Genomic DNA, 14,349 nt, shown 5'->3' with positions numbered 1-14,349 from the left:
CTACTCGGTGTCGGTGTGGATCGCGGTCAGGATCGGCGTGCGGGCGGCGGTCCGGGCGGGCCACAGCGAAGCGAGGACCCCGATGGCCAGGGTCACCAGCACGAACACGCCCAGCTGCGCCCACGGCACCGCCAGCGGGACGCCTTTCTGGCTCAGCACGCCCATCGCGCCGAGCGCGCACCCGGCCACCAGCCCGAGCACGGCGCCGAGCATCGCGGTGATCACCGACTCCCACCGCAGCACCGAGCCGACCTGCCTGCGGCCGAGCCCGACCGCGCGCAGCAGCCCGATCTCGCGCACTCGCTCCATAGTGGACATCGTCATGGTGTTCACCACGCCGAGGGCGCCGATCAGCACCGAAACGCTGAGCAGGGCGTAGAGGATGTCAAGGAATTCCTGCGCCTGGCCGCTCGCCGCGTCGGCGGCCTCGGCCCGGGTCTGCACGGTCAGCACCGGGTTCGCGAGCGTCTGCTGGATCTGCTTGCGCAGCGCCACCGGATCCTGCCCCGGAGCGGCCTTCACCAGGATTGTCTGCGGCGACGCCGTTTTCGGCGCGAGCCGGGTTGAGATCAGCGCTTTCTGGTCGACGGACTCCGGGGCGTCGTAGACCGCCACGACCGGCAGCGACACCGGCTGGTCGGCCGCGCCCACCGACTGGAGCGGCCCGGACACCTCGGAGCCGACCTTGAGGCCGTACTGCTGGGCCGTCGCCGTCGAGACCGCGATTCCGTCGGCCAGCCGGTCGAGTGAGCCCGCCTTGACCGTGAGGGGCAGGAAATCCTTGGCACTGCTGGGATCGACGGCCGTCAGGTTGAGGAAGCGGCGTTCCCCGAGCTTGATCGACAACGGCGTGAGCGGGCTGACCGCCTGCACGCCGGGCACCTTCGCGAGGTCGGCGGTGGTGCCGGAGCTGAGATCGGAGAACGGGATCGCGGTGACGTGGATGTCGGCGTTGTCGCCCGCCCCGGTGTCCTTCGCGTCCTTCGCCGCGACCGAGGCGATCATCACGGTGACCGCCGCGCAGACGGACAGCCCGATCATCAGCGTCGCGGCGGTGGCGGCGGTCCGGCGCGGGTTGCGGCGCGTGTTCTCCACGGCCAGTGTGCCGCGCATCCCGGAAATCCGGGTCAGCGGGCCGCGCAGCAGTTTGGTCAGGCCGAGGCCCAGCCACGGCGTCAGCACGATCAGCCCGAGCATGAGCAGTGGCGCGCCCAGGTACATCAGGTCCTGCGTCTCGATTCCGGCCGCGGTGGTCATCGCGCCGAGCAGGAAGACCACCACCCCGATGATGTTCCGGCGGCGCAACGATTTCGCGGTCGGCGGCAGCCCGGACCGCAGCGCCGCGATCGGCGGGATCGCGGCGGCGCGCCGGGCCGGGACGTACGCGGCGATCATCGTCACGCCGACACCGACCCCGAGCGCGGCGGCCATCGCGCCGGCGCTGAACACTTGCAGCGGCACGTCGGGCCCGTTGACCACGGAGAACCCGCGGTTGAGCACCACGGCCACGCCGATCCCGAGCAGGTAGCCGAACACCGTCGCGATCAGGCCGAGCACGGCGGCTTCGGCGAGCACGCTCCGGAGCACGTATCGCCGCGAAGCGCCGACCGCGCGCAGCAGCGCGTTCTCCCGGGCGCGGGCCGCTGCGAGCATGGTGAACATGTTGGCCACCAAGAAAATCGCGACGAACAGGGCCACGGCCGCGAACAGCAGCAGGATGTCGGTGAGCTTGCTGTCGCTCGGGGCGGAGTTGAGCGAGGCCCCCGTTTCGGCGACGAACTCCGGCGGCAGCTCGGCGCGCACGCTGGTGGCGATCGCGTCCTGGCTGACGCCGGGCGCGGCCACCAGGTCGACCGCCGTGTACCCGCCCGGTCGGGCGAACTGTGCGCCGGCGGACTTGAGGTCGAACGCGACGAGCGTGCCGCCCCCGGCGAGCCGGGCGTCGTCGGCGGCGAAGACCCCGGTGACCTCGACCGGCCGCACCGCGCCGTTGACGATCACGCGCACCTGGTCGCCGACCTGATAACCCGCGCGCTCGGCGGTGAACCGGTCGAGCGCGATCTGGTCCGGTCCGGTGGGTGCCTGCCCCGCGCTCAGCGGGTAGCGGCCGGGGTCGTAGCTGACGCCGCCGGCGCGCTCGGGCTGTCCGACGATCGCCCCGTCCTTGCCGACGAGGAAGGCGTACCCGTCGGCGATCGGCCGGACCTGCGCGACGCCCGGCACGGTCCGGAGCTGCCGGACGACGTCGTCGCCGAGCGATGTGTCTATTGTGGACGGCGTGACTTCGACCGCGACGCCGGCCTGCGCGCGGGCTTGGGCGCGTTCGACCGAGGTCGTGACCGAGTCGCCGTAGAGCAGCGACCCGACGACGAACGCGACGCCGAGCACCACCCCGAGCGTGGGCAACAGGAATCGCGCCTTGTGCGCCAGGATCGAGCGGAACGCGCGGCGGAACATCAGCGCACCGCCTGCGGCTCGAACCGGCGCATCCGGTCCAGCACCAGCGCGGGCGTCGGCTGGTGCATTTCGTCCACCAGCCGGCCGTCGGCCAGGAACAGGACCCGGTCGGCGTAACCGGCGGCGATCGGGTCGTGCGTCACCATGAGCACGGTCTGCTGCCATTCGCGGGCGCAGCGCCGGAGCAGGCCGAGGATCTGCGCGCCGGAGCGCGAGTCGAGGTTCCCGGTCGGCTCGTCGGCGACGATGAGCTCCGGCCGGGTGATCAGCGCCCGCGCGCACGCGACGCGTTGCTGCTGGCCGCCCGAAAGCTGCGCGGGCCGGTGCTCGAGCCGGTCGCCGAGGCCCATCGCCGTGATGACCCGGTCGGCCCAGGCCCGGTCCGGCTTCCGGCCGGACAGCGACAACGGCAGGATGATGTTCTCCCAGGCGCTCAGCGTCGGCAGCAGGTTGAAGGACTGGAAGACGAAGCCGATCTTCTCGCGGCGTACGCGCGTGAGCTTCTCGTCGTCGAGCGAGCCCAGGTCGGTCCCCGCGATGCTCGCCGTCCCCGTGGTGGGCTGGTCCAGCCCGGCGAGGCAGTGCACGAAGGTCGACTTGCCCGAGCCCGACGGGCCCATGATCGCGGTGAACTCGCCGCGGCGGAAGCCGGCGCTCACCCCGGCCAGCGCGACCACCGCGGCGCTGCCGTCGCCATAAACCTTGCCGAGCTGCTGCGCCTCGGCCACAGTTTGTTCATTCATGGCCGCCATGCTCGCGCGGGCGCCCGCGCGAGCGGTTCAACCGAACTGACGAGCCGGGCCGGGCCGGGTCCGCCGAAGGGATGAGGACCGTCGCGGGGGAACTGTCCTACCGTGACGGTCATGATCGGAAGACTTTCCTGGGCGCAAGGACTCCTGTTCGGCCTCGGCGTGCTCGCGGCGGTGCTCGTGGTGCTGGAGAGCCTGAGCGCGGAGACCGTGGCGACCGGGGCCGGGCTGGTGGTCTGCGGCCTGCTCGCGCTGGCCGTGCTGGCGATGCCCGCGGTGCGCGCGCCGGTGGTCGCGGGGCTGGCCGTGGTCTCGATCGTGTTCACCGTGCTGTGCCGGGTGCTGCCGGACGGCCTGGACAACACCTTCGGCGTCGTGGAGACGATCGCGCTGGCCTGGCTGACCGCGAGGGCGGTCATCGAGCTGCGCCCGAGCCGCTCGGTGCTGGTGGTGCCGCTGCTGTACCTCGCGATCGTGGTGCTGCCGACCCGTTGTTACACGCTCGGGCGCCCGTGGCTCGACAACTTCGTGATGCTCTTCGGCTTCGGCATGCTGCTGGTGATCCTGCTCGGGATGTACCTGCGCCTGCACGACCAGCGCCGCATCGACGCGGGTGAGTTCGCCAAGCAGGCGCAGCGCCTCGCCTATGCCCGCGATCTGCACGACTTCGTCGCCCACCACGTGACCGCGATCGTCGCCCAGACGCAGGCGGTCCGGTTCACCTCGAGCGGCGGCCACCAGCCCACGCCCGAGGCCCTCGACGAAATGCTGGCCGGGATCGAACGGGCCGGCTCGCAGGCGCTCGCGTCGATGCGGGGGATGATCTCGGTGCTGCGCGACGACGAGCCGGCGCCGGTCCGCGCGACGCTGGGCGAGGCGGTCGCGGAACCGGTCGGGCACTTCGTCGGCCCGCCGGTCAGCACCGACATCGACGACGACCTCGCCACCACCCGCCTGGCCCCGCACGTGCTCGACGCGGTGCACCACGTGGTCCAGGAGTCGCTCACCAACATCCTGCGCCACGCGGGCGGGGCCACGGCGGTCGAGGTGCGGGCGCGCACCCGGTCCGGCGAGCGCCTGGAAATCACCGTGACCGACGACGGACGGTCCACATCGGACATCTCCGGCGGCGGTTTCGGCTTGGTGGGCCTCACCGAACGCGTCGGCGACGCCGGCGGGACCCTCACCGCCGGGCCGGCGGACGGCGGCTGGCGCGTGACCGCGGTCCTGCCGCGGACGCCGGCTCTGCCATGATGACCGGCCATGAGCATCCGCGTGCTGATCGCCGACGACCAGGAGATGATGCGCTCGGCGTTCCGGATGATCCTGGACTCCCAGCCCGACATGGAGGTTGTCGCCTCGGTCGAGGACGGCCGCGCCGCGGTTGACGAAGCCCGGCGCCTGCGCCCGGACGTGTGCCTGCTCGACATCAGGATGCCGAAGCTCGACGGCCTGGAGGCGACCCGCCTGCTCGCCGGCCCGGGGGTGCTGAACCCGCTCAACGTCCTGATCGCCACCACGTTCGACCTGGACGAGTACGTGTACCGGGCGCTGCGCAACGGGGCGTGCGGGTTCCTGCTCAAGGACATGTCGCCCGCGCTGCTCATCGAAGCGGTGCGCGCGGCCGCGGTGGGGGCGACGCTGATCGCGCCGACGGTGACCACCCGGCTGTTGTCGCACTTCGCGGTGGACCGCTCGGACCAGGCCACCCCGGAGCCGGCGCCGAGCGAGCCGCTGACCGACCGCGAGATCGACGTGGTCCGCCAAGTGGCGCAGGGCCGGACGAACAGCGAAATCGCCGACAGCCTGTACGTCACCCAGGCAACGGTCAAAACCCACCTGGCGAACGTGCAGCGGAAGCTGGCGGTGCGGAACCGGGTGGAAATCGCCGCCTGGGCCTGGCGGACGGGGTTGTGCTCGTAGCTCGTGCTCTGGTGCGACTGTCCCCAATGGACGGACGCATTGAGCCGCGGGCCCGTGGCGTGGTCGCCTTTCGTCAGGCAACCGTCAGGTTCGTGGGCGCCGGATCGTCAGGTACGGGCGGTGTGCTGAGGCTCCTTGTTCCGCGACAGCTGGGAGCGCACCGCCATGGCCGCATTGCTCTACCGCCTCGGTGCCGGGGTCCACCGGCACCGGCTGGCCGTCCTGATGGCCTGGCTGGCCGTCCTGGTCGCGGTCGGCGCACTTGCCGCCACCGCCGGCGGCTCGTACGAGGACGACTTCTCGATTCCCGGCTCGCGCGCCCAGCAGACCCTGGACACCGTCGCCGGGCAGTTCCCCGACTCGTTGGGCGCCACCGTGCAGGTGGTGCTCGTCGCGCCCGCCGGGCACAAGGTCGCCGAGTACGAAGCCGTTGTCGAGCAAACCCTGGCCGCCGCCGCGAAGGCGCCGCAGGTCGCCGAGGTGGTGGACCCGTTCACCGCGAAGATGGTCTCGCCGGACGGTGGCACCGCACTGGCGGACGTCAGCTACCACTTGAAGCCCGCCCAGCTGGCGAGCAGTGTCCGCGAAAAGCTGGAGAACGCGTTCCGACCGGCCCGCGACGCCGGGCTCCGGGTGGAGTTCGGCGGGTCGGCGTACGGGGGCAGCTCCGAGGAAAGCGGCGGCGGCGCCGAGGTCGTGGGGCTGCTGATCGCGCTGCTCGTCCTCGTCCTCACGTTCGGTTCCCTTGCGGCCGCGGGGCTTCCGCTGCTCACCACGCTGGCCGGGGTGGGCGCGACAGTCGTCGGCCTGGGGGTGATCGCGGGTCTGCTGACGCTGCCGACGACCGCGCCCGCCATGGCTCTCATGCTCGGGCTGGCGGTCGGCATCGACTACGCGTTGTTCATCGTCGCGCGGCACCGGTCGCAGCTGGCGTCCGGCATGCCGGTGGCCGAGTCCGTGGCCCGCGCGACCGGCACGGCGGGCACCGCGGTGGTGTTCGCCGGCCTCACCGTGGTCATCGCGCTGGCCGGGCTGAGCGTCGTCGGGATCCCGTTCCTGACCGCGATGGGCCTGGCCGCCGCCACCGCCGTGATCGTCTCGGTGCTGGTGGCGGTCACCCTGCTCCCGGCGGTGCTGGGCTTCGCCGGAGAACGGCTGCGCCCGAAGCCCGGCTCGCGGGCCGTCCGGCGCGAAGCCGGGGCCGGCCGTCCGGCCATGGGTGCGCGCTGGGTTCGGCTGGTCACCCGTCGCCCACTGGTCACGGTGCTCGCCGTCGTCGCGGCACTCGGCGTCATGGCCGTGCCGGCGGCGGGGTTGCGGCTCGCGCTCACCGACAACGGCTCGGCCCCGGCGGGCAGCACCCAGCGGCAGGCGTACGACCTGACCGCCGCCGCGTTCGGACCGGGCTTCAACGGCCCGCTGCTGGTGCTGGCCGACCTCCGGAAGGACGCCGACGGGCAAGCCGCCGCCACGGCGCTGGCCGAGCGGCTCGGCTCGGTGGCCGGGGCGGCCGTCGTCGCCCGCCCGCAGCTGTCCGCGAGTGGCCGCTACGCGCTGGTGGAGGTGATCCCCGAGACCGGGCCACAGGACGAGCGCACCGAGCAGGTGGTGGCCGGCATCGAGGCCGCGGGCGGGGCGTCCGTCGGGGTCACCGGCGCGACCGCCATCGGCATCGACATTTCGGCGTTGCTGAGCGCTTCGCTCGTGCCCTTCGCCCTGATCGTCGTGGGCCTGGCCTTCCTGCTGCTGATGGTGGCCTTCCGGTCGCTGGTGGTGCCGCTCAAGGCGACACTGGGCTTCCTCCTGTCGGTCGGCGCATCGCTGGGCGCGGTGGTCGCGGTGTTCCAGTGGGGCTGGCTCGCCGGGCTGATCGGGGTCCCGCACACCGGCCCGGTGATCAGCTTCATGCCGATCATCCTCATGGCGGTGCTGTTCGGCTTGGCGATGGACTACGAGGTCTTCCTGATCAGCCGCATGCACGAGGAGCACGTCCGCGGCGGCGACCCGCGACGCGCGGTCACCCAGGGGTTCCGGGCCTCGGCACGCGTGGTCGCGGCGGCCGCCCTGATCATGATCGCGGTCTTCGCGAGCTTCATCCCGGGCGGCGACGCAACGCTGAAGCCCATCGCCTTCGCGTTGGTGGTGGGTGTCCTGCTGGACGCGTTCCTGGTCCGGATGACACTCGTGCCCGCGGTGCTGACGCTGGCTCGCCGCGGCGCCTGGTGGCTGCCGCGGTGGCTCGACCGGGTCCTGCCGAACCTGGACGTGGAGGGCGCGCGGCTGATCAGCCGGGAGGACGAGCGCGCTCCCGTGCCCGCCAAGGTGGTGTGATGGGGGCGTGGACCGCATTCTGGTGGTGGACGACGACCCGGGTCTGCGTGAGCTGTTGCTGTCCGCGCTGCGTTTCACCGGGTTCGAGGTCGAGGCGGTCGGCGGCGTGCCGGCCGCGCTGGCCGCGATCGAGGCGCGCCCGCCCGATGCGATCGTGCTGGACGTGATGCTGCCCGGCACGAACGGCTTCGACCTGCTGCACCTGCTGCGCTCGCGGGACGTCCAGGTGCCGGTGATGTTCCTGACCGCTCGCGACGAGCTGGACGACCGGGTGCGCGGACTGCGCCTCGGCGGCGACGACTACCTCACCAAGCCGTTCGACGTGGTGGAGGTCGCCGCGCGGCTGGAGGCGCTGCTGCGGCGCTCGCGTCGCGTGCCGCCGACGGTGCCGGAAGGCGTGTGGCGCTGCGGGGACCTGGAAATGGACGAGGCCCGGCACTCGGTGCGCAGGGGCGGGGTGCCGATCGAGCTTTCCCCCACCGAGTTCCGGCTGCTGCGCTACCTGCTGGTCAACTCCGGGCGGGTGGTCTCCAAAGCGCAGATCCTCGACCACGTCTGGCAGTACGACTTCGGCGGAGACGCGGGAGTGGTCGAGCGTTTCGTCTCCAACCTGCGCCGCAAGATCGACTTCGGCGGGCCGTCGCTGATCCAGACCGTGCGGGGGTTCGGGTACAACCTGCGGCCGGTGCGGCCGTGAACCGGCCCTCCCGGTGGCGGCTGGTCCTGATCGCGCTGCTCGCCGGCCCGGAAGCCGCGGTCGCCACCGCGGTCAAGAACGCGTTCGACGCGCAAAAGCGCGCTCAAGACCGGTTGCGCAGCTTCGTCGACGACGCCGGCCACGAGCTGCGCACGCCGCTGGCGACCATGCACGGCTGGATCGACCTGTACGTCCAGGGCGGCTTGAGCGACCCCGGCCAGCTCGACCACGCCATGGAACGGATGCAGGCCGAGGTGGGCCGGATGCGGCTGCTCGTCGACGAACTGGCGCTGCTGGCCCACCTCGACGCGGCCCGTCCGCTGAACCGCGAGCCGGTGGACCTGGTGGCGCTGGCCGCCGAGGTGGTGGACGACGCCCGGATCGTCAGCGCCGACCGGGCCATCACCCGGCAGGGGGCGGCGGAAGCGGTCGTCAACGGGGACGGCCCGCGTATCCAGCAGGTGCTGCGCAACCTCGTCGGCAACGCGGTGCAGCACACCCGGCCCGGCACGCCGGTCACGATCACCGTCGGCTCCCAGGACGGGCAGGCGGTGGTCGCGGTCCACGACGAAGGTGACGGGATCGCGCCGGAACACCTGCCGCACGTCTTCGAGCGCTTCTACCGCGCCGACCCCGGCCGCGGCCGCGGCCGCGACGGCGGTGGCTCCTCGGGTCTTGGCCTGGCCATCGTCGAGGCGATCGTGACCGCACACGGCGGCACCGCCGAAGTCACCTCGGCCCCGGGGCAGGGCACCACCGTCCGGGTCACGTTCCCGGTGGCTCTCGCCGATCGGCACTGAATCCGGTCATCGCCCGGTCCGTCCCGTCGATCGGGCCGCTGTGGAGCGCTGCCGACCAGCTGATTGCCGAGCGGGCGGGAAACGCGTAGCGTGAATTCCAACCGTACAGTTGGACATGGTCGAGCGGAGTGCGAATGTCGGATTCAGCGTCCGGATCTCGCGTGGTGATCGTCACCGGGGCCGCCCAGGGCATCGGCGCGGCGGTCGCGTGGCGCTTCGCCGAGGACGGCGCCAAGGTCGTCCTCACCGATCTGGCTCCGGACGGCGCGGCCGAGGTCGCGGCGAAGATCGCGGCGGCCCATCCCGGTTCCGACGCCATCGGGCTCCGCACCGACGTCACCGACGCCTCGGCCTGCGACGAACTGGTCGCCACCACCGTTGCGCGGCACGGCCGGCTCGACGTGCTGGCCGTGGCCACGGTGACCGCGCCGCAGCGGTCACCGCTCAAGGACCTCCCGCCCGCGGAGTGGGACCGGGTCATGGCCGTCAACGCCAAGGGGCCGTTCCTGTTGTCGCGCAGCGCTATCCCGGCCCTCACCGCACCCGGCGGCAGCATCGTCTACGTCTATTCGGCCCACGCGCAGCTCGGCGCACCGGGCCGGGCCGTCTACAGCGCGTCGAAGGGGGCACTCGGCTCGATGATCAAGAGCCTGGCGCTCGAGCTCGCACCCGACCGGATCACCGTCAACGGCGTGGCACCACTGCACATCGACGCACCCCTCAACGACGCCAGCCTGAACGGCGCCGCGGCCGAAGCCGGCATCACCGTGGCCGAAGCCCGGGCACGCCGCGACAGCACGATCCCCCTCGGCCGCCCCGCCGCCATGCGGGAAGTCGCCGACGCCATCGCCTACCTCGCCTCGCCACCGGCCGCCTACATCACCGGAACGATCCTCGACATCAACGGCGGTGTCCTGCTGCGCTAGCCCGATCGCCGACCAAGATGGGCGAAAAAGGATCCATGGTGGCGAATTCGCTGACCGGGAGCGGTCTCATTGTTGTGGTGCCCCAGCTTTTTGGGGGCCTGCAAGATTTCCCACTGGGTCGCCATCAGCGTTGCGGCCGATGTCCCCGTGGTGGGGCAGGCTCTGCTGTCTCGTGGCAGTGCAGATACAAAATCGTGCGTCGCACGTGTGGCCGACCGTGGCCTTGGTCCGAGAGTATTTCTTCTCGTCGACTTGAACGAGAAGTCGCCGGCGAACCGCCTCGTCGTCTGCGTCGGGCCCGTTCGGCACGTACTCGACGAGGTAGTTGCGTTTCGCCGGTGAGTCGATCCTGTCCTGCGGGGACGCGAATGGTGTCACGCGCCTCCTCACGGATGTCCGTGGGAGGGCCTGACCTGTGTGCCCTCGGCAGGATTCGAACCTGCGACACCTGCCTCCGGAGGGCAGTGCTCTATCCCCTGAGCTACGAGGGCGAAACCATCGCTTGCGCGACTGGGGAAGCTTAGCGCATGCCGCCGCCGGGGCTGACAACAGGAGGGGTCTCACGGGTTGATCTTCGGGTCACGGGCCGGGCGGGCGCTGCTAACGTCGATCTTGCCGAGGAAGGGAGCCGCCGTGGCCGCCGAGCCGTTTGAGGTCAGCATCACCGACGCCGAGATCGCGGATCTGCGGGAACGGCTGCGAAGGACGCGATGGCCCGAGCCCGAGCCGGTGGACGACTGGTCGCAGGGGCTGCCGCTGGCGTACGCGCAGGAGCTGTGCCGCAGCTGGGCCGAGGACTACGACTTCGGGTTCGCCGAGCGCGTGAACGCCTTCCCGCAGTACCGCGACACCGTCGACGGGCTGGGCATCCACTTCCTGCACGTCCGCTCGCCGGAGCCGGACGCGTTCCCGCTGGTGATCACGCACGGGTGGCCGGGTTCGGTGCTGGAGTTCCTGGAGGTGCTCGGCCCGCTGACCGACCCGCGCGCGCACGGCGGGGACCCGGCGGACGCGTTCCACGTGGTCGCGCCGTCGCTGCCTGGTTACGGCTGGAGTGACAAGCCGTCGGAAACCGGGTGGGGCGTGGAGCGCACCGCGCGGGCCTGGGACACGTTGATGGTTTCGCTGGGGTACGAGCGGTACGGCGCGCAGGGCGGCGACTGGGGTTCGGCGGTGTCCGGCGCGCTCGGCGAGGTGGCGCCCGAGCGGGTCGCCGCCGTGCACCTGAACATGGCGGCCGCGGCGCAGGGCACGTTCGACGACCCGACGCCCGAGGAGCTGGCCAACCTCAAAGCCGCGCAGGAGTTCGGGCGCACCGGCCGGGGTTATTCGGGGCAGCAGTCGACCCGGCCGCAGACGCTCGGCTACGGCCTCACCGACTCCCCGGCGGGCCAGGCCGCCTGGATCGCCGAGAAGTTCTGGGCCTGGACGGACAACAACGGCCATCCCGAGGACGCGTTGTCACGGCAGAAGATCCTGGACGCGATCTCGGTGTACTGGTTCACCGCGTCCGCCACGTCGTCGGCGCGCCTGTACTGGGAGAGCTTCGGCAGCTTCCGGGAAAAGGTCACGGCGCCGTCCGGGCTGTCGATCTACCCGCGTGAGATCACCCGCCCGTCGCGGCGGGAGGCCGAGCAGCGGTTCACCGACCTGCGCTGGTTCGAGGAAATGCCGCACGGCGGCCACTTCGCCGCGCTGGAACAGCCGGAGTCATTGGTGGAGCAGGTGCGCGGGTTCTTCCGCCTCTTCCGCTGACCGCTCGTCCCATCCCCCGGGAAGCTCACGCCCGGGGGATGGTTCTGTCCGCCCTTCGATCGTTATGGTGAACTTAGGCTTACCTGTATTGCACATATGCGCATGTGACTATATATTTCGCTTGGGGCACGGACAGGAGGCGAAGGATGGGGCACGGACATGGCCACGGGCAGGCGGTCGCGCCGGGGAGCGCCTCCGGGCGTTACGTGCGCGCGCTGCTGATCTCGCTGTTCATCGGCGCCGGCTTCATGGTGCTGGAGTTCGTGGTCGGCTTCGCGACCGGTTCGCTCGCCCTGATCTCCGACGCGGCGCACATGTTCACCGACGTGCTGGGCGTCGGCATGGCGCTGGCGGCGATCGTGCTGGCGCGGCGCAGCGGCCCGACGCTCAGCCGCACGTTCGGCATGTACCGCGCGGAAGTCCTTGCCGCACTGGCCAACGCCGTGCTGCTGTTCGGCGTCGCCGGGTACGTGCTGGTGGAGGCGATCGGCCGGATCAGCGACCCGCCGGAGGTGGCCGGGCTGCCGGTGATGCTCGCCGCCGGCGCCGGGCTGGTCGCGAACGTCGTGTCGTTCCTCCTGCTGCGCTCGGGCGCCAAGGAGAGCCTGAACGTCCGCGGCGCGTACCTCGAAGTCCTCGCCGACCTGATCGGCTCGGTGGGCGTGCTGGTCAGTGGCGCCATCACGCTGACCACGGGCTGGCGTTACGCCGACCCGATCATTGGCGTCGCGATCGGGCTGTTCGTGCTGCCCCGCACCTGGACGCTGGCCCGCCGCGCGCTGCGCATCCTCTTCCAGCACGCCCCGACGGGCGTCGACGTCGGCGAGATCAGCACCGAACTCGCCGCGCTTCCCGGTGTCGAGGACGTGCACGACCTGCACGTCTGGACGCTGACCTCCGGCATGGAGGTCGCCTCGGCCCACCTGACGATCAAGGGGGAGGCCGAGCAGTCCGCCGTGCTCACCGAGGCACAGGACCTGCTTTCGGCGCGCTACGCGATCAAGCACGCCACCCTGCAGGTCGAGGCGCCCCAATGCGCGAGGCGCTGCCAAGAGATGTCCTGGTAACGAGTGCTCAGGGCGCGGGAAGCGGCTTCGCGCCCCGGGCCTGCAGCATCAACGTCATCTGCTTCATCTCGGCGCCCTGCGAAGTCAGCATGCTCGTGGTGAGCGCCTTGATCGCCGGCAGGCTCGAGTGTTCCTGCGCGTACTGCGCCATCGCCGTGCCGCCCTGGTGGTGGCGCAGCATCAGCTGAAGGAAGTCGACGTCCAGCGCCTTGCCGGACAGCGTGCGCATCTTGGCCAGCTCCTCGTCGGTGGCCATGCCGGGCATCGGCGCGCCGCCGGCCGGGGAGCTGGTCGGCATCTGCATGCCGGCGTGGCCCATCGGCTCGGTCATCCAGCTCATGTACGCGCCGGTGGTCTGCTCGGGCTGGTCCCACAGCATGAGCCAGCCCTTCATCCGGCCGACCTGCTCGGTCTGCGTGCTCTCGATGTCGAACGCGAGCTGCTTCACCTCGGGGTCCGTGGTGTGGTCGCGCGCCCAGTTCGCCATCGTGACGGCCTGCAGGTGGTGCACCGACATGTCCTGCGCGAAACCGACCTCGACCGAGCCGGCGGCCGGCGTCGAGGACGCCGAATCGCCGTCGTTCAGCCGCGTGGCGAACATCCCGATGGCGGCGCCGATCAACAGCACCGCGACCAGCGTCCCGCCGATGACCACCCAGCGCGACCAGGCCGGCCGCTCAGCCACCACGGCGTCGGCCTGGTCCGGTTCGAGGTCGGTCTCGGAACTCACTTCACTGCCCAGCCGGCGGGCTCGACGGCATGCCCGAGCTGCCCGGCGCGGTGCCGGCGTCGCCCTGCGCGCCGGTGCTGCCCTTGTAGGTCATCGGCTTCGCGTCCGGGCCCGGCTTGCTCGGGTCGAACGGCGGCGGGTTGCTCGGGTCGAACTGGCCGGGGCCGAGCGCGTCGCAGGACGCGCCGATCTCCGGGTACACGCCGTTCGGGTTGGTCCGCAGCGCGGCGATGAACTCGTCGATGCGCGGGTCGTCGGCCTTGTCCAGCTTCAGCTGGTGGCCCCACGACTGCAGCGAGATCGGCTTGTCCAGGCCGGGGTAGGGCGACATCATCGTGTACGGCTTGCCCTTGACCCGCGCGGACAGCAGGGCCACCTGGTCCCCGGTGATCTGCTGCGGGTTGTAGGCGATCCAGACGGTGCCGTGCTCCAGGCTGTGCACCATGTTCTCGGTGCGCACCGCCTTCGGGTAGACGATGCCGTTGCAGGCGGCCCAGTAGCCGTCGTGCGGGCCGCCGAAGGGCGGGGAATGGTCGTAGGCCACGCGCTCGGTCGGCAGGATGTGCACCGAGCCGGCGTAGTTGGCGGTGATCACGCCGGGGATCTTCTTGGACGGGTCCGGGTTGGACGCGCTCGGCGCGTACGAGGCCGCGGCCTCGTCGCGTGACTTCTGGTCACGCTGCGGGGCGGACTTCACCATGTAATAGGTGATCACCGAAGCCAGGAGGGCGACCACCAGGACCACACCGGCGATGGTGCCCCACGGTGTGCCCTTCTTGGCGACGACCGAGCGGCCCCTGGCCGCCTTCATCGCCTTGGCGGGCGTCCCCTTCTTCCTGGTTGTCCCGTTCGCCATGGTTCCCGCGATCTCCTCGTGAGGGATTGGAGGGATCCGGACGGACCCTGCCCCCGGC

At 71.4% G+C, this 14,349-nt stretch carries 12 protein-coding genes and 1 tRNA gene; 8 read left to right on the top strand and 5 right to left on the bottom strand.

Features of this window, described 5'->3' with window-relative positions; translation table 11 throughout:
- Both BMY97_RS02030 and BMY97_RS02025 read right to left on the bottom strand, forming a co-directional pair.
- On the bottom strand, positions 1 to 2,457 hold the full coding sequence (locus tag BMY97_RS02030) for an ABC transporter permease (RefSeq protein ID WP_091611584.1): 2,457 nt from the start codon (positions 2,455 to 2,457) through the stop codon (positions 1 to 3).
- Positions 2,457 to 3,200 carry an ABC transporter ATP-binding protein gene (locus tag BMY97_RS02025; protein WP_091612825.1) on the bottom strand — a complete coding sequence of 248 codons (744 nt, stop codon included), beginning with the start codon at positions 3,198 to 3,200 and terminating at the stop codon, positions 2,457 to 2,459. The genes BMY97_RS02030 and BMY97_RS02025 overlap by 1 nt, the downstream gene beginning before the upstream one ends.
- 120 nt (positions 3,201 to 3,320) lie before the next feature.
- On the opposite strand from BMY97_RS02025, the gene BMY97_RS02020 reads away from it, so the two are divergent.
- From BMY97_RS02020 to BMY97_RS01995, 6 genes are all read left to right on the top strand, one after another.
- Entirely contained in the window at positions 3,321 to 4,460 is a 1,140-nt protein-coding gene (locus BMY97_RS02020) for a sensor histidine kinase (protein WP_143086098.1), read from the top strand.
- Positions 4,461 to 4,469: 9 nt separating this feature from the next.
- On the top strand, positions 4,470 to 5,129 hold the full coding sequence (locus BMY97_RS02015) for a response regulator (RefSeq protein WP_091611580.1): 660 nt from the start codon (positions 4,470 to 4,472) through the stop codon (positions 5,127 to 5,129).
- A gap of 165 nt (positions 5,130 to 5,294) precedes the next feature.
- Positions 5,295 to 7,460 carry an MMPL family transporter gene (locus BMY97_RS02010; protein ID WP_091612822.1) on the top strand — a complete coding sequence of 722 codons (2,166 nt, stop codon included), beginning with the start codon at positions 5,295 to 5,297 and terminating at the stop codon, positions 7,458 to 7,460.
- 7 nt (positions 7,461 to 7,467) lie between these two features.
- Positions 7,468 to 8,157: a response regulator transcription factor gene (locus BMY97_RS02005; protein ID WP_091611577.1), complete on the top strand. Its 690-nt coding sequence runs from the start codon at positions 7,468 to 7,470 to the stop codon at positions 8,155 to 8,157.
- A complete protein-coding gene (locus BMY97_RS02000) occupies positions 8,154 to 8,957 on the top strand; it encodes a sensor histidine kinase (RefSeq protein WP_091611574.1) in 804 nt (267 codons plus the stop codon). Before BMY97_RS02005 ends, BMY97_RS02000 begins: the two co-directional genes overlap by 4 nt.
- Positions 8,958 to 9,091: 134 nt before the next feature.
- Positions 9,092 to 9,883, top strand: coding sequence for an SDR family NAD(P)-dependent oxidoreductase (locus tag BMY97_RS01995; RefSeq protein ID WP_091611572.1), 792 nt, complete (start codon positions 9,092 to 9,094; stop codon positions 9,881 to 9,883).
- 418 nt (positions 9,884 to 10,301) lie between these two features.
- On the opposite strand, the gene BMY97_RS01990 is transcribed toward BMY97_RS01995, so the two are convergent.
- Positions 10,302 to 10,374: transfer RNA gene (locus tag BMY97_RS01990), tRNA-Arg, on the bottom strand.
- Between the two features lie 142 nt (positions 10,375 to 10,516).
- Here BMY97_RS01990 and BMY97_RS01985 point away from each other — a divergent pair.
- Positions 10,517 to 11,638 (top strand): epoxide hydrolase family protein, encoded by a 1,122-nt coding sequence (locus tag BMY97_RS01985; protein WP_091611569.1) that lies wholly within the window; start codon positions 10,517 to 10,519, stop codon positions 11,636 to 11,638.
- A gap of 146 nt (positions 11,639 to 11,784) precedes the next feature.
- Positions 11,785 to 12,705, top strand: coding sequence for a cation diffusion facilitator family transporter (locus tag BMY97_RS01980; protein ID WP_091611567.1), 921 nt, complete (start codon positions 11,785 to 11,787; stop codon positions 12,703 to 12,705).
- A 7-nt stretch (positions 12,706 to 12,712) separates the two neighbouring features.
- On the opposite strand, the gene BMY97_RS01975 is transcribed toward BMY97_RS01980, so the two are convergent.
- Both BMY97_RS01975 and BMY97_RS01970 read right to left on the bottom strand, forming a co-directional pair.
- On the bottom strand, positions 12,713 to 13,435 hold the full coding sequence (locus BMY97_RS01975; RefSeq protein WP_091611564.1) for a DUF305 domain-containing protein: 723 nt from the start codon (positions 13,433 to 13,435) through the stop codon (positions 12,713 to 12,715).
- A 1-nt stretch (position 13,436) separates the two neighbouring features.
- Positions 13,437 to 14,291 (bottom strand): thioredoxin-like domain-containing protein, encoded by an 855-nt coding sequence (locus BMY97_RS01970; protein ID WP_425425213.1) that lies wholly within the window; start codon positions 14,289 to 14,291, stop codon positions 13,437 to 13,439.
- Positions 14,292 to 14,349 lie beyond the last annotated feature (58 nt).

It is taken from the genome of Amycolatopsis saalfeldensis, from assembly GCF_900110575.1.
Taxonomy (GTDB): Bacteria; Actinomycetota; Actinomycetes; order Mycobacteriales; family Pseudonocardiaceae; genus Amycolatopsis; species Amycolatopsis saalfeldensis.
This window is presented reverse-complemented; position numbering and strand designations above follow the sequence as displayed.